The 26,836-nt window shown below is 31.5% G+C and carries 27 protein-coding genes; 20 read left to right on the top strand and 7 right to left on the bottom strand.

The genetic code is table 11. The features are described 5' to 3' along the window. The 7 genes from CLV91_RS16940 to CLV91_RS16660 all read left to right on the top strand — a co-directional run. The coding region (locus CLV91_RS16940) for a hypothetical protein (protein ID WP_121069370.1) at window positions 1-1,300 on the top strand (1,300 nt) is incomplete at its 5' end. Between the two features lie 32 nt (window positions 1,301-1,332). Then, the gene (locus CLV91_RS16685) at window positions 1,333-3,354 is read left to right on the top strand and encodes an Ig-like domain-containing protein (RefSeq protein WP_245987209.1); all 2,022 of its coding nucleotides are present in this window, start codon (window positions 1,333-1,335) and stop codon (window positions 3,352-3,354) included. A gap of 9 nt (window positions 3,355-3,363) precedes the next feature. Beyond that, the gene (locus tag CLV91_RS16680; RefSeq protein WP_121069374.1) at window positions 3,364-4,317 is read left to right on the top strand and encodes a PorP/SprF family type IX secretion system membrane protein; all 954 of its coding nucleotides are present in this window, start codon (window positions 3,364-3,366) and stop codon (window positions 4,315-4,317) included. A gap of 47 nt (window positions 4,318-4,364) precedes the next feature. Next, window positions 4,365-4,898, top strand: coding sequence for an isopentenyl-diphosphate Delta-isomerase (gene idi, locus CLV91_RS16675; protein ID WP_121069369.1), 534 nt, complete (start codon window positions 4,365-4,367; stop codon window positions 4,896-4,898). After that, on the top strand, window positions 4,895-5,302 hold the full coding sequence (locus CLV91_RS16670; RefSeq protein WP_121069368.1) for a 6-pyruvoyl trahydropterin synthase family protein: 408 nt from the start codon (window positions 4,895-4,897) through the stop codon (window positions 5,300-5,302). Before idi ends, CLV91_RS16670 begins: the two co-directional genes overlap by 4 nt. Before the next feature lie 84 nt (window positions 5,303-5,386). Beyond that, window positions 5,387-6,355: a type I phosphomannose isomerase catalytic subunit gene (locus CLV91_RS16665; RefSeq protein ID WP_121069367.1), complete on the top strand. Its 969-nt coding sequence runs from the start codon at window positions 5,387-5,389 to the stop codon at window positions 6,353-6,355. Between the two features lie 57 nt (window positions 6,356-6,412). Beyond that, complete coding sequence (locus tag CLV91_RS16660; protein WP_121069366.1) at window positions 6,413-6,682, top strand: hypothetical protein; 270 nt, start codon at window positions 6,413-6,415, stop codon at window positions 6,680-6,682. A gap of 58 nt (window positions 6,683-6,740) precedes the next feature. Here CLV91_RS16660 and CLV91_RS16655 read toward each other — a convergent pair whose 3' ends face one another. From CLV91_RS16655 to CLV91_RS16645, 3 genes are all read right to left on the bottom strand, one after another. Continuing rightward, window positions 6,741-7,442, bottom strand: a complete 702-nt coding sequence (locus tag CLV91_RS16655; protein WP_121069365.1) for a DUF4369 domain-containing protein — start codon at window positions 7,440-7,442, stop codon at window positions 6,741-6,743. 89 nt (window positions 7,443-7,531) lie between these two features. After that, the gene (locus CLV91_RS16650) at window positions 7,532-8,848 is read right to left on the bottom strand and encodes a DUF819 family protein (RefSeq protein WP_121069364.1); all 1,317 of its coding nucleotides are present in this window, start codon (window positions 8,846-8,848) and stop codon (window positions 7,532-7,534) included. A 36-nt stretch (window positions 8,849-8,884) separates the two neighbouring features. Next, a complete protein-coding gene (locus CLV91_RS16645) occupies window positions 8,885-9,682 on the bottom strand; it encodes an HAD family hydrolase (RefSeq protein WP_121069363.1) in 798 nt (265 codons plus the stop codon). 115 nt (window positions 9,683-9,797) lie between these two features. Between CLV91_RS16645 and CLV91_RS16640 the strand changes: the two genes are divergently transcribed. Next, on the top strand, window positions 9,798-10,568 hold the full coding sequence (locus CLV91_RS16640; protein WP_121069362.1) for a S1/P1 nuclease: 771 nt from the start codon (window positions 9,798-9,800) through the stop codon (window positions 10,566-10,568). A 133-nt stretch (window positions 10,569-10,701) separates the two neighbouring features. On the opposite strand, the gene CLV91_RS16635 is transcribed toward CLV91_RS16640, so the two are convergent. Further along, a complete protein-coding gene (locus CLV91_RS16635) occupies window positions 10,702-11,574 on the bottom strand; it encodes an AraC family transcriptional regulator (RefSeq protein ID WP_121069361.1) in 873 nt (290 codons plus the stop codon). Window positions 11,575-11,785: 211 nt separating this feature from the next. Between CLV91_RS16635 and CLV91_RS16630 the strand changes: the two genes are divergently transcribed. Together CLV91_RS16630 and CLV91_RS16625 are read left to right on the top strand one after the other, a co-directional pair. Continuing rightward, window positions 11,786-12,370 (top strand): hypothetical protein, encoded by a 585-nt coding sequence (locus CLV91_RS16630; RefSeq protein WP_121069360.1) that lies wholly within the window; start codon window positions 11,786-11,788, stop codon window positions 12,368-12,370. 425 nt (window positions 12,371-12,795) lie between these two features. Next, window positions 12,796-13,380: a hypothetical protein gene (locus CLV91_RS16625; RefSeq protein ID WP_121069359.1), complete on the top strand. Its 585-nt coding sequence runs from the start codon at window positions 12,796-12,798 to the stop codon at window positions 13,378-13,380. 67 nt (window positions 13,381-13,447) lie between these two features. Here CLV91_RS16625 and CLV91_RS16620 read toward each other — a convergent pair whose 3' ends face one another. Both CLV91_RS16620 and htpG read right to left on the bottom strand, forming a co-directional pair. Continuing rightward, on the bottom strand, window positions 13,448-14,080 hold the full coding sequence (locus tag CLV91_RS16620) for an MOSC domain-containing protein (RefSeq protein ID WP_121069358.1): 633 nt from the start codon (window positions 14,078-14,080) through the stop codon (window positions 13,448-13,450). 74 nt (window positions 14,081-14,154) lie between these two features. Then, a complete protein-coding gene (gene htpG, locus CLV91_RS16615; RefSeq protein ID WP_121069357.1) occupies window positions 14,155-16,044 on the bottom strand; it encodes a molecular chaperone HtpG in 1,890 nt (629 codons plus the stop codon). Window positions 16,045-16,302: 258 nt separating this feature from the next. Between htpG and CLV91_RS16610 the strand changes: the two genes are divergently transcribed. Further along, complete coding sequence (locus CLV91_RS16610; RefSeq protein ID WP_121069356.1) at window positions 16,303-17,310, top strand: 3-oxoacyl-ACP synthase III family protein; 1,008 nt, start codon at window positions 16,303-16,305, stop codon at window positions 17,308-17,310. A gap of 232 nt (window positions 17,311-17,542) precedes the next feature. Further along, window positions 17,543-17,902: a CoA-binding protein gene (locus tag CLV91_RS16605; RefSeq protein WP_121069355.1), complete on the top strand. Its 360-nt coding sequence runs from the start codon at window positions 17,543-17,545 to the stop codon at window positions 17,900-17,902. Here CLV91_RS16605 and CLV91_RS16600 read toward each other — a convergent pair whose 3' ends face one another. Continuing rightward, complete coding sequence (locus CLV91_RS16600; RefSeq protein WP_121069354.1) at window positions 17,903-19,363, bottom strand: sodium:solute symporter; 1,461 nt, start codon at window positions 19,361-19,363, stop codon at window positions 17,903-17,905. 58 nt (window positions 19,364-19,421) lie between these two features. Here CLV91_RS16600 and recR point away from each other — a divergent pair, with 58 nt between their 5' ends. From recR to CLV91_RS16560, 8 genes are all read left to right on the top strand, one after another. Then, on the top strand, window positions 19,422-20,042 hold the full coding sequence (recR, locus tag CLV91_RS16595) for a recombination mediator RecR (protein ID WP_121069353.1): 621 nt from the start codon (window positions 19,422-19,424) through the stop codon (window positions 20,040-20,042). A gap of 90 nt (window positions 20,043-20,132) precedes the next feature. Then, complete coding sequence (locus tag CLV91_RS16590; RefSeq protein ID WP_121069352.1) at window positions 20,133-21,494, top strand: dihydrolipoamide acetyltransferase family protein; 1,362 nt, start codon at window positions 20,133-20,135, stop codon at window positions 21,492-21,494. A 91-nt stretch (window positions 21,495-21,585) separates the two neighbouring features. Then, window positions 21,586-22,821, top strand: a complete 1,236-nt coding sequence (locus CLV91_RS16585; protein ID WP_121069351.1) for a DUF481 domain-containing protein — start codon at window positions 21,586-21,588, stop codon at window positions 22,819-22,821. A gap of 79 nt (window positions 22,822-22,900) precedes the next feature. Then, window positions 22,901-23,677, top strand: coding sequence for a 3'-5' exonuclease (locus CLV91_RS16580; RefSeq protein WP_121069350.1), 777 nt, complete (start codon window positions 22,901-22,903; stop codon window positions 23,675-23,677). Between the two features lie 3 nt (window positions 23,678-23,680). Continuing rightward, on the top strand, window positions 23,681-24,586 hold the full coding sequence (locus CLV91_RS16575) for a carboxypeptidase-like regulatory domain-containing protein (protein ID WP_121069349.1): 906 nt from the start codon (window positions 23,681-23,683) through the stop codon (window positions 24,584-24,586). Between the two features lie 5 nt (window positions 24,587-24,591). After that, window positions 24,592-25,203: a fumarylacetoacetate hydrolase family protein gene (locus CLV91_RS16570; protein WP_121069348.1), complete on the top strand. Its 612-nt coding sequence runs from the start codon at window positions 24,592-24,594 to the stop codon at window positions 25,201-25,203. A gap of 5 nt (window positions 25,204-25,208) precedes the next feature. Beyond that, window positions 25,209-25,547: an Hpt domain-containing protein gene (locus CLV91_RS16565; protein ID WP_121069347.1), complete on the top strand. Its 339-nt coding sequence runs from the start codon at window positions 25,209-25,211 to the stop codon at window positions 25,545-25,547. Then, window positions 25,547-26,797 carry a competence/damage-inducible protein A gene (locus CLV91_RS16560; RefSeq protein ID WP_121069346.1) on the top strand — a complete coding sequence of 417 codons (1,251 nt, stop codon included), beginning with the start codon at window positions 25,547-25,549 and terminating at the stop codon, window positions 26,795-26,797. Before CLV91_RS16565 ends, CLV91_RS16560 begins: the two co-directional genes overlap by 1 nt. The last annotated feature ends 39 nt before the right edge of the window (window positions 26,798-26,836 follow it).

Below are 26,836 nucleotides of genomic sequence, written 5' to 3'. Positions count from 1 at the left end.
TCTTGATTTAACAGGAACGGAGTTCACAGCAGACATTAGTGGAAATGCAGGCAATGCATTATCTATAGTAGGAGGAGAGCTTTTTGCTACGGATAACAATACAGAGTATACAGCAGGAGATGGTCTTGATTTAACAGGAACGGAGTTCACAGCGGATATTAGTGGAAATGCAGGCAATGCATTATCTATAGTAGGAGGAGAGCTTTTTGCTACGGATACGAATACAGAATATACAGCAGGAGATGGTCTTGATTTAACAGGAACGGAGTTCACAGCAGATATTAGTACTACTGCGGGCAATGCTCTTAGTATAGATGCGAACGGACTTTATGTTTCAGATGTAGATAACAATACAGAGTACACAGCAGGAGACGGTCTTGATTTAACAGGAACGGAGTTCACAGCAGATATTAGTGGAAATGCAGGCAATGCATTATCTATAGTAGGAGGAGAGCTTTTTGCTACGGATACGAATACAGAGTATACAGCGGGAGACGGTCTTGATTTAACAGGAACGGAGTTCACAGCAGACATTAGTGGAAATGCAGGCAATGCATTATCTATAGTAGGAGGAGAGCTTTTTGCTACGGATAACAATACAGAGTATACAGCAGGAGATGGTCTTGATTTAACAGGAACGGAGTTCACAGCGGATATTAGTACAACTGCGGGCAATGCTCTTAGTATAGATGCGAATGGACTTTATGTTTCAGATGTAGATAACAATACAGAGTACACAGCAGGAGATGGTCTTGATTTAACAGGAACGGAGTTTACAGCAGATATTAGTGGAAATGCAGGCAATGCATTATCTATAGTAGGAGGTGAGCTTTTTGCTACGGACAACCAAAACGATTCAGAAGTACCTTTAGCTATAAATATTGATGTAGATGATGATGAAAAATCTGTAGCGCAAGGTTATGTAGAAGAAACTACGGTACAAGAAGTAATCCAGGCAATAGCGCCAATAACTTCTAAAGCGGCAAGAATATTTTATCCACCATCAATTGCAGTAGATGCATCAACAAATGGAATAAAAAATATTGATTTATATCAAGAATATATAGCTCAATTTGGGTCACCAACAGTAGGTAGTACAAATGCGCCAGCTGCTTTACCAACATATGGTAGAACAGAGCTGTATTATTATGTTACGTATGCAGATCCTACAGTTTTTGAAACAAATCCAGCAGATCCAAACTTTATGGAGATAGATGAAAACGGTAATCTAACATTAGAGGTAATAAACCAACCGGCAGATTATAATTCATTAATTAATGTCGTATTTGTTGTAAAATAATAGAATTTACAAACATAAAGTCCCAACTAAGTTTGAAAGAAACCTACACATATAAAAAAATATTCCTCAGTATTACACTTGTATTACTGGGGATTGTAGCATCTAATGCACAATATGTATTACAAGCTCCTAATACTACCGATGAAACTAATTATCGCTGGTATGAAGCTTCGGATACAAGTACGGTATTAGGAACAGATTCTTTTTTAGAAGTAACAGAAAGAGGCGTTTATTTTGCGACCTATGATGGTACTATTTGTGGTTCTAATGCAACAGGTTATTTTATTGTTACCAACTGTAACTCTCCTTTTAATGAAGTTACATTAGATGTGTCTAATAACGTTTCTCCAAATGCAACAATTAGTTGGAGTCCACCTTTACCTGGAGACCAAAATAGACCAACAGTAATAGCAACACAGACGGTAGAAAAATATACAGCAATAATTACTAAAGCAGGTAATAATAGTACACTACCAAATTTTACAGTGGTTTGTATTAATGAAGCAGCCAATTTAGTAGATGATGTTGTTAGTACAGATGAAGACCAATCGGTAATAGTTCCTATCTATGATAATGATTCCGACTTGCCTCTTACTGGAAACTTAACAATTAGCACCCAACCAACAAACGGAACAGTTGCAATAGATACTAATGGCACGCCTAATGATCCATTGGATGATATAGTTACCTATACACCAAATGCAGATTATAATGGGCCAGATACATTTAATTATACGGTTTGTAACACTTTTGGAGACTGTAGTACAGCAACAGTAGATATTGATGTTTTACCAATTGTAGACGCAATAGACGATTTTATTGCAACAGAAGAAAATACTCCTGTTGATATCGATATTTTAGACAATGATAACGATTTGCCAACCATAGGAACATTAACTATAGCTATACCGCCAACAAATGGTACAGTAGTAATAAATGATAATGGTACTCCTAATGATCCATCAGATGATATGGCTACCTATACGCCAAATGCAGATTATGTAGGTAATGATACTTTTGATTATACATTGTGTGATAATGCAGGAAATTGTAGTACAGCTACAGTTACCGTATTAGTTACCGATGCCACAGATTTAGATGCAGATAATGACGGAATTTTAGACAGTTTTGAAGATTTAAATACAGATGGTGATAATGATCCAGCAACAAACCCAACAGACACAGATAATGATGGTTTTGCAGATTATTTAGATATAGATGCAGATAATGATGGTATTCCAGACAATTTGGAAGCACAATCTACAGAAGACTACATTGCTCCTAGTGGTATAGATGCAAATGCAAATGGTGTAGATGATGCGTATGAACAAAACGGAAACCTTGGTATTATCCCAGAAGATACCGATGGCGATTTAATTCCAGATTATGTAGATGAGGATAGTGATAATGATAATGTCCCAGATTATATAGAAGGTAACGATCATGACCATGATGGTATTCCAGATGTAGTATTAATTGGTTCGGATAAAGATGATGATGGTTTAGATGATGGATTTGAAGGCGCATCTACCATAGATTTAGATGTAAATGATGAGTTAGATGATCCATATAATGATTTGCCAAACACAGATGGGGATGCAGAGTCTGATTATAGAGATACTGATGACGATGATGATGGTATAGAAACTATAGATGAAGATTTAAATGGTGATGGTGACTATGCAAATGATGATAGTGATGGAGATGGTACACCAAATTATTTACAACCAGATTTAATAGTTAATGAAAATGAAGTAGAAGTATTTAATGTAATTACACCAAATGGCGATGGAGTGCATGATGTGTTAACTATTGCGGGATTAGAAAATTTCCCAAATAATTCTATTAGAATTTATAATAGATGGGGTGTATTAGTGTACAGTACAAATGCATATAATACCGAAGGAAATATTTTTGACGGTACTTCATCAGGTAGAGTTACTGTAAACGTAGATAATAAACTACCAGTAGGTACTTATTTCTACATATTAGATTATGAACAATCAACTGGAAATATGAAATCTCTGTCAGGTTACATATATATAAACAGATAAATGATATTTATGAATAATATCCATAAAGAAATTAAAATTCCTCTCTGGATTGTTAGGGGTATTGCGGTGCTAGTATTTTTGGTTACAGGAATGTTACAAGCCCAACAAGATGCGCAGTATACACAGTATATGTACAATACGGTAAGTGTAAATCCGGCTTATGCAGGGTCTAGAGGACAAATGAGTATTGCGGCTCTGTATAGAGCGCAATGGGTTGGTTTAGAAGGGGCGCCTACTACACAAACTTTAAATGCACATTCTCCTATTGGGTATAGGGGAGTAGGATTAGGAGTTTCTATTGTAAATGACAAAATAGGGCCAACATCGGAAACTAATTTTGATGTAGATTTTTCATATACTGTATGGACATCTACAGAAGGCAGGTTAAGTTTTGGACTTAAAGCAAGTGCAAATTTACTAGATGTTCGTTTTTCAGAATTAAATCAATTTACTACAGACCCTAACTTACAACAAAATATAGATAATAGATTTTCACCTAATATTGGTGCGGGAGTATATTACCATACCCAAAAGTTTTATGCAGGTTTGTCTGTTCCACGTTTTTTACAAACGGCACATTTTGATGCGTCTAGCTTGTCTACAGCTAAGGAACAAATGAATTTTTATTTCATTACAGGATATGTTTGGGATTTAAACCCCAATTTAAAATTTAAACCAACAATCCTCACGAAACTGGTACAAGGAGCTCCACTGCAAGTAGATTTATCGGCAAATTTTATGCTTGTAGATAAATTTATTGTAGGTGCTGCATACCGTTGGGATGCTGCTTTTAGTGGTATGTTAGGATTTAATATATCTAACAAATTTCTTATAGGTTTAGCGTACGATCGTGAAGTAACTGAATTAGGAAATGCTGCCTTCAATGATGGTTCTTTTGAAGTAATTTTAAGGTATGACTTTATTCATACGAAGGATAATTTAAAATCCCCAAGATTCTTTTAAAAAGCATATTCTCTTTATATATTCTGTAAAGATGTTATTTTTACAAAATGAAAGAGGAAGAAGTAATATTAGTTAACACTAATGATGAGCCGATTGGTACCATGCCAAAAATGGAAGCTCATGAAAAGGCGGTTTTGCATAGGGCGTTTTCTGTTTTTATTATGAATAATAAAGGAGAAACTATGTTGCAACAACGTGCAGCGCATAAATACCATTCGCCCTTATTATGGACAAACACATGTTGTAGCCACCAAAGAGTAGGGGAAAGCAATATACAAGCAGGAAAAAGAAGATTACAAGAAGAAATGGGTTTTTCTGCAGAACTACAAGAAGTAACTTCTTTTATATACAAAGCACCTTTTGATAATGGTTTAACAGAACATGAACTAGATCATGTTATGATAGGGAATTATAATGGAGAACCAAAAATAAATCTTGATGAAGTAGAAAGCTGGAAGTGGATGAAGCCAGTTGCTATTAAAAAAGATATTGAAATTAACCCCGAAGTTTACACCGTTTGGTTTAAGATTATTTTTGAAAAATTTTATACGCATATAAATCAAAATACAGAGGAACTATGAAAGTTAAAGTGAGTAGAAAAGCACATTTTAATGCAGCGCATAGACTTTATAGAAAGGATTGGGATAATGCAAAAAATGCCGAAGTATTTGGAAAGTGTAATAACCCTAATTTTCACGGACATAATTATGAATTGGTGGTAAGCGTATATGGGGAAATAGACCCAGAAACTGGATTTGTAATGGATATGAAGGTTCTTAAAAGCCTTATAAAATTACATATAGAAGAAGCTTTAGATCACAAAAATTTAAATATTGAGATTCCTGCTTTTAAAGAGGTAAACCCAACCGCAGAGAATATAGCTGTATTTATATGGAAAACCTTAAGACCTTTTATAGACAAGGATAAAGATTTAGAAGTGGTTTTATATGAAACGCCCAGAAATTACGTTACTTTTTGTGGATAGTATTAATATTTTAATTTATAGTTCTTGATACTATTTTGTAAGAAAAATCGTTCAATTTAAGACAAAATAAATATAATTGTAATTATGAAACTTTACCCTTTAAAATTCCAGCCAATATTAAAAGAACGTCTTTGGGGCGGAACAAAGTTAAAAGATGTTTTAGGGAAACCTAGTGAGAGCGAAATTACCGGCGAAAGCTGGGAACTTTCTGGTGTGCCTGGAGATATTTCAGAAGTGTCTAATGGAGAGTTACAAGGAGTTTCATTACAGAGATTAATTAACGATTACCCAGAAGAGTTATTAGGGAAGAGCGTTGTTCAACGTTTTGGTAAAGAATTTCCTATTCTTATTAAGTTTATAGATGCTAAACAAGATTTGTCTATACAATTACACCCAAATGATGCTTTGGCAAAAGAACGTCATAATTCTTTTGGAAAAACAGAAATGTGGTATGTTATGGATGCGGATAAAGAAGCTAACTTAATTGTTGGTTTTAATAAGGATGTAACGAAAGAGGAGTATAGTAAAAGTTTAGAAGATAATACTTTATTAGATTTATTAAACTACGAAGATGTATCAGAAGGGGATACGTTCTTTATAAATACAGGAAAAATTCATGCCATAGGAGCAGGGGTTTTACTTGCTGAGATACAGCAAACATCTGATGTTACGTATAGAGTTTTTGATTTTAATAGAAAAGACAAAGAAGGTAACTTAAGAGAATTACATACAGAAATGGCCTTAGATGCTATGGATTATAAAAAGAAAGATGATTTTATTGTAAAATATCCAACCCAAAGTAATCATGTAAATACCATGGTAGATTGTCCTTATTTTAAAACTAATTTTATTGAAATAACGGAAGATTTAACACAGGAAGTTACCCAAAGAGATTCATTTACTATTTATATGTGTGTTGGCGGAAAAGTTGAAGTAACTACACAGGCAGGTTCTGCAATAATAGAAAAAGGTGAAACGGTATTAGTGTCAGCAAGTACTAACATGATAACCTTGAGTGGTTCTAATGCTAAATTATTAGAAGTAACTATTTAAGATATTCTTTTATATAGATTTACTCTAAAACCTTTACTTTTGCTAAAAAATAGAATAATGGCAAGTATTAAAGATTTAAAAAAAGATATTAATTACGTTTTAGGAGATATTATAGAAGCTGTTTATATTGTAGAAGCTGCAAATAATAAGCAAGATTCTAAAGAAGGAGCTTCAATAATAGATGGTGCAATTGCTACTTTTGATGATTTAATTGCAAAAGTAAACAAAAGAGGTGTAGAGGATAGAAAAGCACATCTTAAAGCTGTAAAAGAAGAATTAGAAACTAAAGCAAAAGGTTTGGTAGAAGAACTAAACAAATTGGGTTAGTAAGAAAAATTGATATTTAACTTAAAAGTCCACCAATGGTGGACTTTTTTTTATGCTTTTATTTAGGTAATTCGTCTAAGTATTTTTTTAAAGCATTACCATATTTTGAGGAAGATACCTCTGGAGTTAAAGAATTATAGATAGAATCTAAATATATTCTATTAGCATCAGGAACTTCATATAATGCTACATATGGAGCTACTGTAGAATTCGTATTTGTAAGAGCAAAGTTAAGGGCATATGCATAACTTCTCTTTATAGTTTTATCGCTTAACTTTTGTACAGAGTCTATTTGTAAAGAATCTAAAGCAACTTTAGAGTTTTGAGCATTTTGTATAATTCCAATATTCTTAATGCTAAAGTCCGACATTATTTTTCGGTACTCTTTATATTTTATATTACTCTCAGAACCAGTAATTTTTGCATTACGATCAAAAGTGTCCCAAGAAGTATTGATAGTTATATTTCCAGGTTCTCCAAAAAAGGTAATACGGTCATTAAAGTCGTTATGGTCTTCTTTCTTTAAGTACAAATTGTAAATTTCAGGGCTTTCTACTTCGGTCTTAAAAGTAAAAGAACCATTACCTTCTACCTTTAAAGAATCTATAGTAATTAAGAGAGTGTCATTAAATTTTTGAAGATATAAATCTCCTTTTTTAAGTCCTTTAACATTACCTGTAACGGTCATTGTATTTTGTGTGTCGCCACCACAAGAAATTAATAATAATGTAAAAGTAAGAGCAAGTGCTATTTTTTTCATGAAATAAATTTAGTGCGACAAATATCTTTATTTTTTTTTATTTGCACAGATAAAGAATAAAATTAAGTGTTTAAAGTTTTATCTATCACTTAGAGAGTAGATGCTATTTCCATAAGATAGGCGCATAAAAGAGCACCACCAGTACCCACTACATAACCAAAAACTGCCAGTAATACCCCAACAGATGTTAAGGAAGGATGAAACTCTGCAGCTACCACAGGAGCAGAAGCAGCACCACCAACATTGGCTTGGCTACCTACCGCTAAGAAAAAATATGGTGCTTTAATTAGTTTTGCAACTACTATTAATAATATGGCATGTATACTAATCCAAATAAAACCTATTGCTATAAGTCCAGGATTTTCTAAAACCCGACCTAAATCTACTTTCATACCAATTGTTGTAACCAAAATGTAAATAAACATTCCGCCAATTTTACTAGCACCAGCTCCTTCATAATTTTTAGCTTTTGTAAAAGATAATGTAATACCAACAGCAGTAGCTATTACCACCATCCAAAAGAAACCAGAACCAAGAAAGGATAAAAAGTTAGTTGCATCAGCAATTGCAGATACATTTTCTTTAAGATAGGTACTTATATTAGCTCCAAAAAAGTGGGCAATACCAACTCCGGTAAAGGCTAAACCTAACATTAGCATGTAATCTCCTAAAGTGGGAACGCGGGTAATTTTCTCTGTAAACTTTGTTACTTTAATTTTTAGTTTTTCAATAGCAGAAGTATCCGCCTTAAGCCATGTATCAATTTTTTTAGTCTTACCAACACCCAATAATATTATAGCCATCCATACATTAGCCACAAAAATATCTACCAATACCATACCGCCATATTTTTCTGGTGTGTATTTAAATATTTCATACATAGCAGCTTGGTTGGCACTACCACCAATCCAGCTTCCTGCAATAGTAGAAAGTCCTCTCCAAATAGCATCAAAATCATTACCTCCTACAGATTCTGGTGAAAATATAGACACAATTAAAATAGCTATTGGACCGCCAATAATTATACCAGCACTACCAGTTAAAAACATGATTAAAGCTTTAGAACCAAGATTACTAATAGCTTTTAGGTCTATGCTTAAAGTCATTAACACTAATGCGGCAGGTAATAAATACCTGCTGGCCATATAATATAATTTAGAATTATGTTCTGTAACATTTCCTAACGCATCTACTACATGCCATTTTTCTGCAACTACACCAAAAGAAGATAATAGAGCAGGTAATAGGTAGCACATTAACACAGCAGGAATAATAGAATAAAATTTTTTCCAAAACCCTGTTTTTATAGAAGAGGTATAGAAAATAAAACCTAAACATAAAGCTAATAAGCCAAAAACTACAGTATCCTCTGTAATAAGTGGTTGGGGTAATAGTTTTTGAGTCATAAAGAAAAGGTTACATCTTTTTCAAATATAATTAAATTAAAGGTGTTGTTTTATATAATGTGCAACACCGTCTTGGGTATTTTTTAAGGTAGTCGCATTTGCTATTCTTTTTACCTCTTCCCGAGCGTTACCTACAGCAACACCACAGCCAGTATACTGTAACATATCTATATCATTATAATTATCTCCAAAAGAAATAACATTTTCTAGAGTATCATTGTTCTTTAGAAGTTCTTTAATAGCCGATAGTTTAGAAACTGACTTAGGGGCAAGCTCTATTAGTGTATCATTAGAACGGTATATGTTTAGTTCTTTAGAAAGAGTTTGTTGCAATTGAGAAAAGGCATAATCTGCGCTTTCTTTTGTTCCCATTAGCATTACTTTATGCGCTCCTACATCCTTTTTTTTCCATTCCTTAAGAACAGTCTCTATATTTTTAAAAACGGGGTCTACTTTAGTGTGTTTTTTTTCTTTTTGCACACGTTCAGAATCCTCCTCTACATACCATTCATCTTTATAGTAAAGACCTAGTTTTATTTGTTGTTTTTGAGCTAATTTATAAATAATTTCTAATTGATTGGTAGTTATTATTGTAGATGAAATTTCTTTATCATCCTCTAAAATTAAAGCACCATTATAACAAATAATAGGTTCTTGTAAAATACCAAGATCTTCTTGAATATACCGCATAGCCTTAGGCATACGAGCAGAAACAAGAATAATTTGGGTTTTATCTTTTATTCTTTTTATTTCTGAAATAGTTATTTTTGATACATCACTTTTTGTAGTAAGTAACGTACCATCTAAATCGGAACATAATATAGTATAGTTCATATATTTTATAGCAGTTATAATACAAATTTATGCTATATAGAATTGCAAACCTATTATGGTTAAATAGTAACAATGCCTTAATCTTGTAATTCTTAATTTTGAAAAAATTTACAAAATGAAAAAATTTACAATTCTATTCTTTTTTATAGTTCAGCTTTCTTTTGGAAATTCTATTTTTTGGTCAAAAAAAGGGCATAGAGTAGTAGGGGAAGTAGCTCAGAAGCACCTAACAAGAAAGGCAAGAAAAGAGATAAGTAAATTATTAGATGGTCAAAGTTTGGCTTCTGTTGCCAATCATGCAGATTTTATAAAAGCAGATAAAAAATTTAGAGAGTTTAGTGCTTGGCATTATGTTAATTTTCCGGAAGGTAAAAAATATACTGATGTAAAGCCTAGTAAATATGGAGACATAATACAAGGAATAGAAAAGTGTGTTGCTATAATAAAAGATAAAAAAAAGAGTAAAGAAGATAGGGCGTTTTATTTAAAACTACTAGTACATTTTATTGGAGACTTGCACCAACCAATGCATGTTGGTAGATTAGCAGATAAGGGTGGTAATGATATACAAGTACAATGGTTTTCTAAAGGAAGTAATTTGCATAAAGTTTGGGATACTAATATGATAGAAGATTATGGTATGAGTTATACCGAACTTGCAAGTTCTTTACCTAAAATAAATAAAGTAAAAAGGAAAGCCATTCAAGAAGGTACTATTTATGATTGGGTAGAAGAATCTCAAGACTTAGCAAATAAAGTTTATGAATCTGTAGAGATAGGGGAAAAACTAAGTTACAAGTATAGTTATATATGGTGGGCAACGGTGGAGAAGCAATTGCAAATAGGAGGTGTTAGGCTTGCTAAAGTTTTAAATAACTTATTTTAAAAGTTTGGCATAAGGTTTGATTTATAGTATATAAATAGTCTTACATGAGCAAATTAATAGGTTGTACCTAGCTATTAAAGATAGTGTTTGGTTATTATAAGGTATAAAAAATCGGTTCCCACGGCCGATTTTTTTAATGCAGTAAGGTTTTTAATTCATTTCTATACTCAGAAGGGCTCTGCCCAGTAAACGCTTTGAATGATTTATTAAAATGCGAAAAGTTATTAAAACCACACTCAAAACAAACTTCTGTAATGCTTAAGGGTTTTTCTGCAAGTAATTTAGAGGCATGTACCAATCGATATTCATTTACAAACTGGGTAAACGTTTTATTGGTTATTTTTTTAAAATATCTGCAAAAAGAAGGAACCGTCATGCTAACCATATTAGATATTTGGTCTAAGGTAATTTCTTCGGTAAAATTATTTTTTACATGATTAAAAACGATATTAATACGGTCATTATCTTTAACATCTGTCTGTAAAGAAAAACCTTCTGCATTTAAAAATATAGTTTCCGTAGAGTTTGCTAATTGGTTTAGAATATTAAGGATAGATAATAATCTTTGAAAATCTGTTTGGTATTCTAAGACTTCAATTTTTTCTCCAAGTTGTTTTTTTGTTTTTCCAGAAAAAGCAATTCCACCGTTAGAGGCATCAAAAAGGCTCTTTATTTTTTTCATTTCTGGAATTTTAAAAAAATCATTCCCTAAAAAGTCCAATTTCATTTGTACAACAGTTTCACTGGTATTGCCAGTTAAACTATCGGTAAGTCCGCAATGGGGTAAATTACTACCTATTAGTATTAGGTCACCATCCGAGTAATAAGATACATGGCTTCCTATTTGTCTTTTTCCAGAACCTCCGTTAACATATACCAATTCTATTTCTGGGTGGTAATGCCAAGAAGTATTATTATTTACATGATCTTCATCAAACTTCTGGTAGGTAAAAGAGTTCCCAAAATTAGGTTCTATAGCTTCAAAAGCAGGTTTTTGTGTAAACATTTTAATTTATTTAATACTGTAAATATAAGTAACTCAAAACAACAATTATTTGCTAAATTAACTATAAAATATGGTAAATTACCTATTAACATTAAGTTAACCTGTTATACGGGTAAAATAAGACATAAATTGGAAAAACGAGTTGTAGTGTAAGGAGTAAAGCTGGTGTATGTTTGTACTGTCGATAATTAGTAATTTAAAATTAGACATTATGAAAGCACTTTTAAAAATCACAACCGTAGTTGCCTTTATGTTTATTGCAGCAATAAGCATGGCAAAAGAGCCAAAATTAATTTTGACAGCTTACAGTGAAGCTAAAATGTTAGTGTTAGAATTAGAGAATGTATCTAGTAGCACCTACATTAAGTTTAAAGATGCCCAGAACAATGTCATTTATGCAGAGAGCGTATCTGATGATTTGTATTCTAAGAAATTTAATCTTAAAGAGTTAACAGATGGTGCTTATTTCTTTGAAACCGATGGAGAGTTTAAATCAACAATTTACTCCATTAAGGTAGAGAATAATAAATTAATTATTCTTGATAAAAAAGAAATAGTAAAGCCATTTTTTAGAGAAGTAGATTCAAGAGTTTTTCTTAACCTATTAAATTTAGAGAAGAAAGATGTAATGATAAAAATCTATGACGAAGAAAATAGGTTAGTTTTTGAAGAAAAAGTAACAAAAGAAATGATTGTAGAAAAATCTTTCAATTTTTCTGATGCTTATGAAGGTAACTATACAATTTCTGTTATATATGGAAATAAAAGTTATGATAAAAACTTCGTAGTTAATTAAGACTTAATTATATTAATTTTATAGAGGGAGGCCTATGGCCTCCTTTTTTTGGTTAACATAGTTTTTTTACAGTTGACATTTCTCTTTTCATATAATTTTTTAACTAAGTTCTTCGTAATATAAATTGGTTATTGTTTTTTCTTCTAGTACGTATAAAGTTTTTCATTTTAAAAGGAAACTATGAAACACTTTAATAACCTTAATTAAGTTTTTAGATACATAAATATCTCTTTTTAAGGAGTAAAATTTTATAAGTGAAAATTAGAGACAAACACATTAATTGTTTGGTAAATTGCCTGTTAACATTAAATTAACCTACTACTAGGGTAATATAGCACATAAATAAGAAAAATGTGTTGTAGTATAGGGTGTAAAGCTGCTGTATGTTTGTAGTGTCTTTAATAAGTAATTAAAATTTAGACATTATGAAAGCATTTTTAAAAATCACAACCGTAGTTGCCTTTATGTTTATTGCAGCAATAAGCATGGCAAAAGAGCCAAAATTAATTTTGACAGCTTACAGTGAAGCTAAAACGTTAGTATTAGAGTTAGAGAATGCATCTAACAATACTTACATAAAGCTTAAAGATAATCAAGGGAATGTTATTTATACAGAAAGTGTATCTAATGATTTGTACTCTAAGAAATTTAATCTTAAAAATTTAGAAGATGGGGTATATTTCTTTGAAACAGAAGGAGATTTTAAATCAACTTCTTACTCCATTAAAGTAGAAGATAATAAGTTGGTAATTCTTGATAAAAAAGAAGTTCTAAAGCCATTTTTTAAAGAAACTAAAGAAAACGTATCTATTAATCTTTTAAATCTAGATAAAGAAGATGTAATGATAAAAATCTATGATGAAGAAAATAGATTAGTTTTTGAAGAAGATATAAAAGATGAAATGGTAGTTGAAAAATCTTTTGATTTCTCAGGAGCATATGAAGGTAACTACACAGTATCTGTTACATACGGAGAAAAGAGTTACGAAAAATATTTTATAGTTAATTAAGTTGGTTTAAGTTAATTTTTTTAGGGAGGCTGGAGAGCCTCCCTTTTTTGTTTATATATTTTATGAGTTAAAGATATTTTTTTAACTTTTCTTTTTTGTATTCAGGGAGAGTAGGATTACTAATTGCCGTTTTAATAATTTCTTTATCTTTTACTTTAGCATATAATAAATTATAAAACTGTTGTATGGTTAAAGAGTTATCAGATTCTTCAATTAATACAAAGGTATCTTCTGCTTTAACATAACCTTCTTCTAAAATTTTAATATATGTTCCAGGAGATTGATGATTAATAAACTGTTTTAGAATATTCTGTGAGCCAAACTTAATACCAAGTTTGTAACAAGGTTCTCTTGGTTGGGTAATTTGAACTTTACATTCTCCTACTTTGTATATATTTCCAATTTTTAGGGTAGCTTCATCTAGACCTTCTACGGTTAGGTTTTCTCCAAACATGCCCCAGTTCCAATCTAAATTAGGATATAGATTTTTCCAATACTCATAATTATCCGCAGAAAATAAATAGCAGGCTTTATGTATTCCGCCATGGTGTTTTCTATCTATTACGGTGTCTTTTGCCACATCGTATTTTCCTAAAAAAATAGGTTCATTTACTGGGTATTTATAAATACCTGTTTGTTCTTCTTTACCATTCCAAACAATAGTAGTAGGTTTAGATATATTTGTTGCTATTACTTTCATGATTTAAAGATAAAAAACCCCTTAGAATAATATGTATTATTCTAAGGGGTTTTAATATTAATGATGAAATACCTTTATTTCACCATATCATAACTTCGTTTTATAAACTCAGTTAATTCGGCACCTTTTAATAAGCCTTTAGAAAGTTTTGCTAAATCTAAAGATTGATTAATTAAACGTTCTTTCTTTTTAGCAGTTTTAGTGTTTAGAATTTCGCTAACTAACTCATGATTAGTATTAACAACCAAGTTATAAATTTCTGGCATATTTCCCATTCCAAACATACCGCCACCACCTCCGGTTTGTTGCATCTCTTTCATTCTACGCATAAACTCTGGTTCTGTAATAATAAAAGGAGACGCAGAACTATCCATAGCTTCTAATTGAATAGTATAGCTTTTACTTTCAATAGTCTTTTCTAAATCGGTTTTTAGTGTTTCTTTTTCCTCATCAGAAAGCTTAGAAATTTGATTTTCCTCTTTTTTAATAAGATTATCTACATGGTCAGAATCTACACGTACAAACGTAATATTCTCTTTAGAACCTTCTAATTTTTGCATTAAGTGCGCAATTATAGGAGAGTCCATTAAAAGAACTTCATAGCCTTTAGTTTTAGCAGCTTCAATATAACTGTGCTGTGCTTCTTTGTCTGATGCATAAAGGATAACTAATTTATCATCCTTATCTGTTTGGTTTGCTTTAATTTTCTCTTGTAATTCTTCAAAAGTAAAGAAAGAACCATCTACAGTTGGGTAAAGAGCAAACTTGTCTGCTTTGTCAAAGAATTTATCTTCAGAAAGCATTCCGTACTCAATAACAATTTTAATATCGTTCCATTTTGCTTCAAAATCTTCTCTGTTATTTTTGAATAAAGAAGAAAGTTTGTCTGCAACTTTTCTAGTAATGTAAGAAGATATTTTCTTTACCGCACCATCTGCCTGTAAATAAGACCTAGATACGTTTAAGGGAATATCTGGAGAGTCTATAACACCACGTAACATGGTTAAAAATTCTGGAACAATCCCTTCTACATTATCTGTTACAAATACTTGGTTTTGGTACAGCTGAATTTTGTCTTTCTGAACGTTAAGGTCGTTCGTTAATTTTGGAAAATAAAGAATACCAGTTAAGTTAAACGGGTAGTCTACATTTAGGTGAATATGAAACAAAGGCTCCTCAAACTGCATTGGATACAATTCTCTATAAAAACCTTTATAATCTTCCTCTTTTAAATCTGCAGGTTGTTTTGTCCAAGCAGGATTAGGATTATTTATAATATTATCAACCTCTTGCGTTGGCGCTTCATCTTCTTCTTTAGCATCTTCAGGCTTTGGTAAAGTCTCTGTTTTTGTTCCAAATTTTATAGGAACAGGCATAAACTTATTGTACTTATTAAGAAGCTCTGTAATTCTGCTATCTTCTAAAAACTCAGTAGAATCTTCGGCAATATGTAATATTATTTCTGTTCCGCGATCTTCTTTTTTACTTTCTTCTAATGTAAAGTTTGGAGATCCATCACAAGACCAGTGTGCAGCAGGTTCATCCTTAAAACTTTTAGTTATAATCTCTACTTTTTCTGCAACCATAAACGCAGAGTAAAAACCTAGTCCAAAATGACCAATTATACCTGTGTCTTTTGCACCGTCTTCATATTTGTTTAAGAATTCTTCTGCACCAGAGAAAGCAACTTGGTTAATGTATTTTTCAACTTCATCAGAAGTCATACCTAAACCTTGGTCAATAATGTGAATTTTTTTACCTTCTTTATCTACTTTTATTTCAATCCTAGGATTTCCATATTCTACTTTTGCTTCTCCAATAGAAGTTAAATGTTTTAGTTTTAAAGTAGCATCTGTTGCATTGGATATTAATTCACGTAAAAATATTTCGTGATCACTATATAAAAATTTCTTTATAAGTGGAAATATATTTTCTACGGAAACATTAATTTTACCTTGTGACATTTCTATATCTCTTTTTAATTGTTAATGGTAGTTTACATTCAAAAAAAATACCATTATAACTTACGGTGACAAACTGACACACTTTTTGTCATTATAAGAGGTTTATTTCTTTTTTAATCTGAATAGTAAAGTGTTTTTATGTCTTTGTTTTTATAATATCCTTATAAAATAGGTATATTAGGGAGGTTGTAGTTTTAACAATAGTTACTAACTTGCAATTTTTTAACACAAAAAATTACTTCAAATACACTATAATATATGTTTAATTCTAAAATTACTGGTTTAGGATATTACGTTCCAGACAATGTAGTAACTAATGACGATTTATCTAAGGTAATGGATACCAATGATGCTTGGATACAAGAAAGAACAGGCATACAAGAACGCAGACATGTAGCTTCTAAAGAAGATACAACAACTTCAATGGGAGTTAAAGCAGCTAAAATAGCTATAGAAAGAGCAGGAATAGATAAGGATGATATTGATTTTATTGTTTTTGCTACGCTAAGTCCAGATTATTACTTCCCTGGTCCAGGCGTTTTGGTGCAGAGAGATTTGGGAATAAAAACGGTAGGAGCTTTAGATGTTAGAAATCAATGTTCAGGATTTATTTATGGAATATCTGTAGCGGACCAATATATAAAAAGTGGTATGTATAAAAATATACTAGTTATTGGTTCCGAAGTGCACTCTCGTGGTTTAGATATGACAACAAGAGGTAGAAGTGTTTCTGTAATATTTGGAGACGGTGCAGGAGCTGCAATTTTAAGTAGAGAAGAAGATACTGCTAAAGGAATACTTTCTACCCATTTACATTCTGAAGGACAACATGCGGAAGAACTAGCATTACTTGCACCTGGAATGGGAAAAAGATGGGTTACAGATATTATTGAAGAAAATAACCCTAATGATGAATCCTATTTGCCAGTGATGAATGGACAATTTGTATTTAAAAACGCTGTGGTTCGTTTTAGTGAAGTGATAATGGAGGGTTTATCTAAAAATAATTTAGAAACTACGGATATAGATATGCTAGTGCCTCACCAAGCAAACCTTAGAATTTCTCAATTTATACAAAAGAAATTTAAGTTAAATGATAATCAGGTATTTAATAATATTATGAAGTATGGTAATACTACTGCTGCCTCAATACCAATTGCACTAACTGAAGCTTGGGAGCAAGGAAAAGTAAAAGAAGGCGACCTGGTTGTGCTGGCTGCTTTTGGTAGTGGATTTACATGGGGTAGTGCTATTATTAGATGGTAAGTTTATTAGGTTGTAAAGGTGTATAAAATTCGAAACCCCAACATTGCTGTTGGGGTTTCTTCGCTGATAGACTATACTAAACACTAACCATTAACTATAAACATATAGCGTAATCAACGACATAGCTTTTATTTATTTTTAAACAATCCAGGTATTAATTAACTAATAGACGCTTTTTTATCGAAAAAGTTACAATTTAACAAATATTTAACTCTCTAATAAAATTCCTTCCATGAAGAAAACATTAGTAATAGGAGCTTCATTAAATCCTAACCGCTACAGTAATATAGCTATTCATCGTTTAGTTGAAAATGGAATTTCAACTGATGCCTTCGGTTTAAAACTTGGGACTGTTTCTGGTGTCCAAATTAAGACTAAATTTATTCATTTTCAAAATATTAACACTATAACTTTGTATTTAAATCCAAAACGGCAAGAAGCGTACTACAAAAACGTAGTGGATTTACGCCCAGAACGTGTAATTTTCAACCCAGGAACTGAGAACCCTGTGTTTTACTCTATCTTAGAAGAAAATGGTATAAAAGTAGAAGTCGCATGCACCTTAGTATTATTAGCTACAAATCAATACTAATTAAACCTTACTTTTTATTCTAATAAACCATAATCCAATAAAAGTTAACAGACCATTTATAGGCAAAAGTTCATACCCAACTTTATAACCTCCTAAATTTTCTGAAGGAATATTGGAAAAACTATAAATTAGAACTACAGATAGTATAGCAACTAGCCAAACATAGTTGTCTTTTACTTGGTGTTTTGTAAAAATCCCAAAAGTAAACAGGCCTAATAAAGGGCCGTAGGTATATGCTGCTACTTGTAAAAGACCATCTATTACATTGGTGTCTAATACGTGTTTAAAAATTATAACTACAATAATTAATAAAACACTCATTCCAATGTGTACTAGCTTTCTTGTTTTTTTTTGATTTTCTTTCTTTTCTAATTCTAAAAAATCTACACAAAAAGAAGTAGTTAAAGAGGTTAATGCACTATCTGCACTACTGTAAGCTGCAGCAATAAGCCCAAGCATAAAAGTAATAGCTATTACAGAACCTAATCCACTATTTAAAGCAATTTCAGGGAAAAGTAAGTCAGTTTTAGGTTTGCCATCTAAAAGTGGTATGGCAATATTCATTTTGTTAGCATAAATAAACAAGAGAGCACCTAAAAGAAGAAATATAAAATTTACAGCAACAAGAACTATACTAAAAGAAACTACATTTTTTTGTGCATCTTTTAAAGATTTACAGGTAAGATTTTTTTGCATCATATCTTGGTCTAAACCAGTCATACATATTGCAATAAATAAGCCGCCTAAGAAAGATTTTATAAAATGGTTTTTACTATAAAAATCTTCTGAAAATATAATTTTATTATAGTTTGTTAATTCTTCAGAATTTAAAAAGTCTATAAAACTCCAATTTAATTCATCAGTAATAAAGTAGATAGATAAAATTACAGAGGTAAGCATAAAAAGAGTTTGTAAAGTATCTGTCCATACAATAGTTTTAATTCCACCTCTAAAAGTATATACCCAAATTAATAATACAGAAAGTGCTACAGTAATTTCAAATCGAATATTTAAATCATCAAAAACAAATTGCTGTAAAACAAGAGCCACTAAGAATAAACGAAAAGAAGCACCTAAAACTCTTGAAATAAAGAAGGAGATTGCACCTACTTTATAACTTGTGGTTCCAAAACGCTGATTTAAATATTCATAAATAGAGGTTACGTTTAATTTGTAATAAATAGGAAGAAGAACATAAGCAATTACAAAATAGCCTACAAAATACCCAAAAACAACTTGCATATAGCTAAATTCTGAAGCAGCTACCCACCCAGGAACAGAAATAAATGTAACACCAGAGAGCGAAGCCCCGATCATCCCAAAAGCAACTAAATACCAAGGAGACTGTTTGCCTGCTTTAAAAAAATCGGTATTCGTGTCATTTTTACCAGTAAAGTAGGAAATTACTAAAAGAAATAAAAAGTAAATTGTAATTAGAATAAGTATATAGGAGGCGGTCATAGAAATAAATTTCCAATGCAAAGTACAAAAAGTAAAAATAGTATGTAATTTTGTACGTATGGATTTTTCTTCTAAACTATTAGAAAATGCGGTGTATGAAATGTCTCAATTACCAGGGATAGGTAAGCGCACAGCATTGCGTTTGGTTTTACATTTGTTAAAACAACCAGACCAAAGAACAGAGGGTTTAGCTACTTCTTTATTAGACCTAAAAGAAAAGATACAATTTTGTAGTAATTGCCATAATATATCAGATACAGTACTATGCGAAATTTGTGCGAATACAAAAAGAGATTCCTCGTTAGTTTGTGTAGTAGAAGATATTAGAGATGTAATGGCTATAGAGAATACAGGGCAGTTTAGAGGAACTTACCATGTTCTTGGGGGTAAAATATCTCCAATGGAAGGAGTGGGACCGCAAGATTTAACAATAAACTCATTAGTTACTAAAGTTAAAAAAGGAGAAATAAAAGAACTCATTTTTGCGTTAAGTTCTACAATGGAAGGAGATACTACTAATTTTTATATTTATAAACAAATTTCGGGGTTGGGAGTAAGTACCTCTACAATTGCAAGAGGTATAGCAGTAGGAGATGAGTTAGAATATGCAGATGAGGTAACTTTAGGAAGAAGTATACTTAATAGAGTGCCTTTTGAAGGTTCTTTAAAGTCTAATTAAAAGGTTAAATGTATTAAAAATTCAGTTTTTTGCTTTAAATTTTGTTATTTTTGCAAAAAATTCACCTAAATAAGCTTAGTAGATAAGAATATGGCAAAGTTTGAATTAAAGTTACCAAAAATGGGAGAGAGTGTTGCAGAGGCAACATTAACAACTTGGTTAAAGGAGGTAGGAGATGAAATTGAAATGGATGAAGCTGTTTTTGAAATAGCTACAGACAAAGTAGACTCTGAAGTACCAAGTGAAGTAGATGGTATTTTAGTAGAGAAACTTTTTAATGTAGATGATGTTGTTAAGGTGGGGCAAACAGTTGCAATAATTAGTACTGATGGTGATAGTCCTGAAGATGTTTTTGTAAAAGAAGAAGTAGAAGAACAGGTTGAGGCAGCTGTACAAGAAATAGAAGAAACTATTGTGGTTGCTAAAGATGCTGTGCAAGCACCAGTATTAGGGCAAAGTTCTACAAATCGCTTTTATTCTCCATTAGTTAAAAATATAGCTAAGCAAGAGGGTCTTACAATAGAAGAATTAGATGCAATTCCTGGAACAGGTAAAGAAGGAAGAGTCTCTAAAAATGATATAATTAATTATGTAGCATCTAGAAAAACTAAAAATAAAAATTCTGAGGTTGTTGCAGAAAAAGTTACGGTAAAAAGTACGGCGCCTAGTCCTGTTTCTAAACCACTTACTAATGTTGATAAGCCAGTGGTTGCAGAAAAAACTAATAAAATAGAAAACTCTAGCGGACATGAGGTTATAGAAATGTCTAGAATGGGAAAACTTATAGCTAAGCACATGGTAGATAGTGTTTCTACATCTGCACATGTTCAAAGTTTTATAGAGGTAGATGTTACTAACCTTGTAAACTGGCGTAATAATGTTAAAAAAGCCTTTGAAGAACAAGAAGGAGAAAAATTAACATTTACACCAATATTTTTAGAGGCAGTAGCAAAAGCTCTTAAAAAATATCCTTTAATGAATATTTCTGTTCAAGGCGATACAGTTATAAAAAAGAAAAATATTAATATAGGTATGGCAGCTGCTTTGCCAGATGGTAATTTAATTGTACCAGTAATTAAAAATGCAGACCAACTAAATTTAGTTGGTATGGCAAAGGTTGTAAATGATCTTGCAGTACGTTCTAGGAATAATGCCTTAAAGCCAGATGAAGTTCAAGATGGTACATACACAGTAACAAACGTAGGAACTTTTGGAAGTGTTTTTGGAACACCAATAATAAACCAACCTCAAGTTGGTATTTTGGCATTGGGTGCAATACGTAAAATACCATCTGTAATAGAAACTAGTGAAGGAGATTATATAGGTATACGTAGTAAAATGTATTTATCGCATAGCTATGACCATAGAGTAGTTAACGGTGCATTAGGTAGTATGTTTGTAAAGGCTGTTGCAGATTATTTAGAGGCTTGGGATGTAAATAGGGATTTCTAAAACCATTACTTATATATAAATACCCATTAGTATATCTCTTTTTATTAAGATTAAATTTATTTTAACTTTTAATCGTGATAAAAAAATAAATATGCTTTTTCTACGTGCTGTAAAATGGTTTTCAATTTTACTTTTATTATTTCCATTAATTTGCTTTTCTCAGACAAACGAGAAAGAATCTATAAAACTTTTTATAGACTGTAATTGTGAAAAAAATTACATACGTCAAGAGATTAAATTTATAAATCATGTTCGTGATCAAGGGTTGGCAAATGTGCGTCTTTTTATATATGATATTGCAAACGGTAGTGGGGGGAGAACCTATAAATTAGAATTTGCGGGTAGTGATTCTTTTCTGGATATTACAAATTTCTTGTCTTTTGATACAAATGCTAATATGACTTCTGATGAAGTGCGTAGAGGTTTGGTTTGGCGTATAAAAAAAGGCCTGTTAAAATTTGTGGTAGAGTCAGATATTGCTCATAGAGTTTCTTATAGAGTGAAAGGTAAGAATGAGAAATCGGAATTAGAATTTGAAGACCCTTGGAGAAATTGGATTTTCGAGATTTATGGACAAGCAAAGTTAGATAAAGAGTCTAGTAGGAAAAAATTTGAATATAAGTTAGGTTTAGAGAGTGATCGTGTAACCGAGAAATGGAGAATTAGAGCAGACCTTCAAATGAGTCAAACTAATAGTGAGTTTATTCGTAATGATGAAAAATTCACAAGTGAAAGAGAACGGTATTGGGGAGCTGCAAGTATAGTTCGTAGTTTGTCAGATCATTGGTCGGCTGGTGTTTTTGTAAATGGACGGCATGATACATATACAAATTTAGACCTATCTGCAGGTTTTTTTCCAGCAGTAGAATATAATATTTTTCCGTATAGTGAGGTGTTAAAGAGAGAAATTGTATTCGCTTATAAAATTGGTTATAAGTATAATGATTATATAGAGACTACAATTTTTGCAGAAAACCAAGAGGGTATATTTAATCATTCTTTTGATATGCAATTGCGATATAGGCAACAATGGGGTAATGTGTATTATAGAGTAAAGGCGTCAAGTTTTTTAGAAGATTTTTCTAAAAATAGATTTGAGATGAATGGTAGTTTTTCTGTACGAGTTTTTAAAGGTTTAGGGGTAAAATTTTCAGGAAATTATCAGGTAATTAGAGATCAAATAAATTTACCAGCAGGAGACGCTTCTTTAGAAGATGTTTTATTGCAACAAAAACAAATAGCAACCGATTTTGATTTAGGTTTTTCTGTAGGTTTAACCTATACTTTTGGTTCTGCATTTAATAATATTATAAATACTAGACTGTAAATAAGATTACAGAAATTTCTTGTTTCCATTTTGCTTAATCTTTCTAACACGTATCTTTGTTAAAATTTTAAACATAACCATGGAGTTAAAGCTAACAAGACCTATTTGTTTTTTTGATTTAGAAACAACGGGAGTAAATGTTGCAAAAGATAGAATAGTAGAAATTGCAATCCTTAAAATTTTTCCAAACGGAAATAAAGAAAGTAAAACTTGGTTAGTTAATCCAGAAATGACTATTCCTGCTAATGTAGTAGAGGTGCATGGTATAACTAATGAAAGAGTTGCTAATGAACCTACATTTAAAGAACTCTCCAAAGAAATTTATAAAATGATAAAGGATAGCGATTTAGGAGGTTTTAATTCCGACCGTTTTGATATTCCTTTATTGGCAGAAGAATTGTTACGTGCCGATATAGATTTTGATATGAAAAACACAGTTTCTGTAGATGTGCAAACCATTTTTCATAAAATGGAAAAAAGAACTCTAGAAGCAGCATATAAGTTCTATTGTGATAAAAATTTAAACGATGCACATAGTGCCGCAGCAGATACTAATGCTACCTATGAAGTGTTATTGTCTCAATTAGATAGATATCCAGAATTAGAAAATAATATTAAAAAGCTATCAGAATTTTCAAGAAGAAAACAATCTGTAGATTTTGCAGGTTTTATTGCTTTAGATGAAAAAGGAGAAGAAATTTTCTCCTTTGGAAAGCACAAAGGAAAAAAAGTACATGATGTTTTGGAAAAAGAGCCTGGTTATTTTGGTTGGATATTGAATGCCGATTTTCCATTGTATACCAAAAAGGTTCTTACGCAAATTAAGCTTAGTAAGTTAAATAATAAGTTAGGTTAAAAAATGCGATACTTAGTATTATTGTTTGCTGTTTTTCAATTGCAAGCTCAGGAAGTTTTGTTTGAAGGGCATGTGTATGATCATAAAACAAAAGAACCTATTCCATATGTAAATCTTAGTTTCTTAAATACCTTAAAAGGAACCTCTACAGATGATGAGGGTCATTTTTATATAGATGTTCCTAAACCATATTTAGAAAAACAACTACATATTTCGTCCTTAGGGTATAAAGATACCATTGTAGTGGCAAATAATATTTATAAAGCAAAAAAGTTTCATTTAGTAGAAGAGTCTTTTGAGTTAGATGAGGTGGTTGTAACACAATCCTTAGGGAACTCAGATGTCTTAAATCCGGTAAGTAGTTATAGCTTAACTAGTGGATTTTCTTCATCATCAACTCCTTGGGTATTAGCTTTGTATTTTCCAAATATTGGAGCGCAAAAGAAATTTGTAAATAAGGTAACTGTTTTTTTTCAGAAAAATAAAAACTTTAAAAGACCAGGGTCCAAGTTTAGAATACGAATATATGGGGTAGATACTAAGACAAAAAAGCCAAGTATAGATTTGTTACGAAAAAGTATCGTTTTGGAAACGCAAACAGATAAAGATTATGTTTCTATAGATTTAAAAGCATTAAATATAAAAGTGCCTAAAGAAGGAATTTATATTGGCTTGGAATGGCTGTTTGTACCATACAATTGGTATACTACAACTACAATTCATCCGTTAACTAATAAGAAAATTGTAGAGGATCGTTTTGCTCCAATTTTTGGAGGAGTGTATAATAAGAATCAGAATTATAAGGCAATGGTATATGGAATGGGAGAGTGGACGGATTTTACAGTGAAATCTAAAGACAAGTCTAAGAATTTTATCCCGGCTATTAGTCTTAAGGTTTCTAAAGAATAATTATTATGAAAATAATATGTATTGGTCGTAATTATACCGCACATATAGAGGAACTTAAAAATGAAAGGCCAGAAAATCCGGTAGTTTTTATAAAACCAGATTCTGCAGTTTTACCTAAAGAACAAGATTTTTATATACCAGAATTTTCTAATGATGTGCATTATGAAGTAGAGGTGTTGGTAAAGATTAAAAAAGTAGGAAAGCATATTCAAGAGAAATTTGCTCACAAATATTACGATGAAATTGGTTTAGGAATAGACTTTACAGCAAGAGATTTACAGTCTAAATTAAAAGAAAAAGGACTGCCATGGGAAAAAGCTAAAGGTTTTGATGGTGCAGCTGTTATTGGTAACTGGCTTCCAGTAAATACATTTAAAGATATAAATGCAATAAATTTTGAATTACAAAAGAATAATGAGATAGTTCAAAAAGGAAATACAAGTTTAATGTTGTGGAAAATAGACGAACTAATAGCTTATGTATCTCAATATTTTATGTTAAAAAAAGGCGATATAATTTTTACAGGTACGCCAGCAGGTGTTGGTAAAGTAGAGCCAAATGATTATCTTACAGGAGCAATTGAAGGTAAAGAACTTTTTTCTTTAAAAATTAAATAAGAATAATGATATACAGTTTAGATAAAATAAATGAAATGGCAGAAGGAGATGAGGAATTTATTGTTTCTGTAATTTCTGTTTTTTTAGAAGAAGTCCCAGTAGATTTAGAAGCTTTAGAAAAAGCTCTAGCAGAGATGAATTATGAACAAGTTTACCAATTAGCACATAAAATAAAGCCAAATGTAGATTTACTAGGCATGGAGCAAACAAGGGCTGCTGCTTTAGAAATAGAAACGCTAGGAAAAAATGAAGCTAATATGGAAGAGATAAAAAAAGTATTTCCTATTCTAAAGACCGATGTTACTCAGGTAGTTTCTGAACTTAAAAAAGATTTTAGTCTTTAATGAATGCAGAAATAATTACTATTGGTGATGAAATTCTCATTGGGCAAATAGTAGATACTAACTCTGTCTTTATTGCTAAAGAGCTTAATAAAATTGGAGTATCGGTATACCAGATAACATCTATACAGGATGATAAAGAGCATATTCTTACTGCTCTTAAAGAAGCAAAAAGTAGAGCAAGAATTGTAATAATAACTGGAGGTTTAGGTCCTACAAAAGATGATATTACAAAACACACTTTATGTGAATTTTTAGAGGATACTCTCATAGAAAACAAACAAGTTTTAGAGCATGTAGAAGGTTTGTTTGCTAAATATTATAAAGATAAGCCACTTAGTCAAATTAATAAGAACCAGGCATTAGTGCCATCTAAGGCAGTGGTTTTACAAAACGACTTTGGAACAGCTCCAGGAATGTGGATGGATGATAAAGAAACTGTTTTTGTTTCTCTTCCGGGTGTTCCTTTTGAGATGAAAAATCTTATTACAACAAAAGTAATTCCTAAAATTGTATCTCAATTTAAAACACCTCATATTTTACATAGAACAATTGTTACGTATGGTATAGGAGAGAGTGCATTAGCAGAAAGGGTAGAAGACTGGGAAAATAATTTACCAGAGTTTATAAAATTAGCATACCTTCCTAGCTTAGGAAAGGTTCGTTTGCGCTTAAGTGCTAAAGGAGATGATGAACAAGAGTTAATAGATGCAATTAATAAAGAGTGTGTTAAGCTTAGAGATATAATTAATGATGTTATTTATGGAATAGAAGATGAAGAAACAATTGAAGAAGTTGTAGCATCTTTATTGACAAATAAGAAAATGTCTCTTGCCACGGCAGAAAGTTTTACGGGAGGTAAAATAGCCAGTTTAATTACAACTATTCCTGGGGCATCAGCTTATTTTAAAGGTAGTGTGGTTAGTTATGCTACAGAAGCTAAAGAAAGTGTTTTAAAAGTACCTAAGGCCTTGATAGAAGAGTCATCTGTTGTTAGTGAGGTAGTAGCTAAAGAAATGGCTTTGGCTGCAAAAAAAATGTTTAATACAGATTTTGCAATTGCAACAACAGGAAATGCAGGTCCAACTAAAGGAGATTCTAATGCGGAGGTAGGAACTGTTTTTATAGCCATTGCTACTCCAGAAAAAATAGTTTGTAAAGAATTTATGATGGGAGCACAAAGAGAAAGGGTGGTGGAAAAGTCTGTAAATAAGGCTTTTGAGATGTTGCAAAAAGAAATTTTAAATTTCTGAAAAAGAAGTTTGTCAGTACCATAAAAAAGATATAAATTT

This window comes from Maribacter vaceletii (assembly GCF_003634105.1).
GTDB lineage: Bacteria > Bacteroidota > Bacteroidia > Flavobacteriales > Flavobacteriaceae > Maribacter_B > Maribacter_B vaceletii.
Note: the sequence above shows the minus strand (reverse complement) of the source record. Positions and strands in the feature narration are given on the sequence as shown.

What these genes read in the sequence shown, in the direction of transcription:
- CLV91_RS16635 (WP_121069361.1), bottom strand. Translation starts at nt 11,574, where the DNA reads ATGTTTACACAAAAACCTGCTTTTGAAGCTATAGAACCTAATTTTGGG.
- CLV91_RS16565 (WP_121069347.1), top strand. Translation starts at nt 25,209, where the DNA reads ATGATATACAGTTTAGATAAAATAAATGAAATGGCAGAAGGAGATGAG.
- CLV91_RS16640 (WP_121069362.1), top strand. Translation starts at nt 9,798, where the DNA reads ATGAAAAAATTTACAATTCTATTCTTTTTTATAGTTCAGCTTTCTTTT.
- idi (WP_121069369.1), top strand. Translation starts at nt 4,365, where the DNA reads ATGAAAGAGGAAGAAGTAATATTAGTTAACACTAATGATGAGCCGATT.
- CLV91_RS16570 (WP_121069348.1), top strand. Translation starts at nt 24,592, where the DNA reads ATGAAAATAATATGTATTGGTCGTAATTATACCGCACATATAGAGGAA.
- CLV91_RS16650 (WP_121069364.1), bottom strand. Translation starts at nt 8,848, where the DNA reads ATGACTCAAAAACTATTACCCCAACCACTTATTACAGAGGATACTGTA.
- CLV91_RS16630 (WP_121069360.1), top strand. Translation starts at nt 11,786, where the DNA reads ATGAAAGCACTTTTAAAAATCACAACCGTAGTTGCCTTTATGTTTATT.
- CLV91_RS16670 (WP_121069368.1), top strand. Translation starts at nt 4,895, where the DNA reads ATGAAAGTTAAAGTGAGTAGAAAAGCACATTTTAATGCAGCGCATAGA.
- CLV91_RS16605 (WP_121069355.1), top strand. Translation starts at nt 17,543, where the DNA reads ATGAAGAAAACATTAGTAATAGGAGCTTCATTAAATCCTAACCGCTAC.
- CLV91_RS16610 (WP_121069356.1), top strand. Translation starts at nt 16,303, where the DNA reads ATGTTTAATTCTAAAATTACTGGTTTAGGATATTACGTTCCAGACAAT.
- CLV91_RS16590 (WP_121069352.1), top strand. Translation starts at nt 20,133, where the DNA reads ATGGCAAAGTTTGAATTAAAGTTACCAAAAATGGGAGAGAGTGTTGCA.
- recR (WP_121069353.1), top strand. Translation starts at nt 19,422, where the DNA reads ATGGATTTTTCTTCTAAACTATTAGAAAATGCGGTGTATGAAATGTCT.
- CLV91_RS16660 (WP_121069366.1), top strand. Translation starts at nt 6,413, where the DNA reads ATGGCAAGTATTAAAGATTTAAAAAAAGATATTAATTACGTTTTAGGA.
- htpG (WP_121069357.1), bottom strand. Translation starts at nt 16,044, where the DNA reads ATGTCACAAGGTAAAATTAATGTTTCCGTAGAAAATATATTTCCACTT.
- CLV91_RS16600 (WP_121069354.1), bottom strand. Translation starts at nt 19,363, where the DNA reads ATGACCGCCTCCTATATACTTATTCTAATTACAATTTACTTTTTATTT.
- CLV91_RS16575 (WP_121069349.1), top strand. Translation starts at nt 23,681, where the DNA reads ATGCGATACTTAGTATTATTGTTTGCTGTTTTTCAATTGCAAGCTCAG.
- CLV91_RS16580 (WP_121069350.1), top strand. Translation starts at nt 22,901, where the DNA reads ATGGAGTTAAAGCTAACAAGACCTATTTGTTTTTTTGATTTAGAAACA.
- CLV91_RS16680 (WP_121069374.1), top strand. Translation starts at nt 3,364, where the DNA reads ATGAATAATATCCATAAAGAAATTAAAATTCCTCTCTGGATTGTTAGG.
- CLV91_RS16655 (WP_121069365.1), bottom strand. Translation starts at nt 7,442, where the DNA reads ATGAAAAAAATAGCACTTGCTCTTACTTTTACATTATTATTAATTTCT.
- CLV91_RS16645 (WP_121069363.1), bottom strand. Translation starts at nt 9,682, where the DNA reads ATGAACTATACTATATTATGTTCCGATTTAGATGGTACGTTACTTACT.
- CLV91_RS16585 (WP_121069351.1), top strand. Translation starts at nt 21,586, where the DNA reads ATGCTTTTTCTACGTGCTGTAAAATGGTTTTCAATTTTACTTTTATTA.
- CLV91_RS16560 (WP_121069346.1), top strand. Translation starts at nt 25,547, where the DNA reads ATGAATGCAGAAATAATTACTATTGGTGATGAAATTCTCATTGGGCAA.
- CLV91_RS16620 (WP_121069358.1), bottom strand. Translation starts at nt 14,080, where the DNA reads ATGAAAGTAATAGCAACAAATATATCTAAACCTACTACTATTGTTTGG.
- CLV91_RS16665 (WP_121069367.1), top strand. Translation starts at nt 5,387, where the DNA reads ATGAAACTTTACCCTTTAAAATTCCAGCCAATATTAAAAGAACGTCTT.
- CLV91_RS16625 (WP_121069359.1), top strand. Translation starts at nt 12,796, where the DNA reads ATGAAAGCATTTTTAAAAATCACAACCGTAGTTGCCTTTATGTTTATT.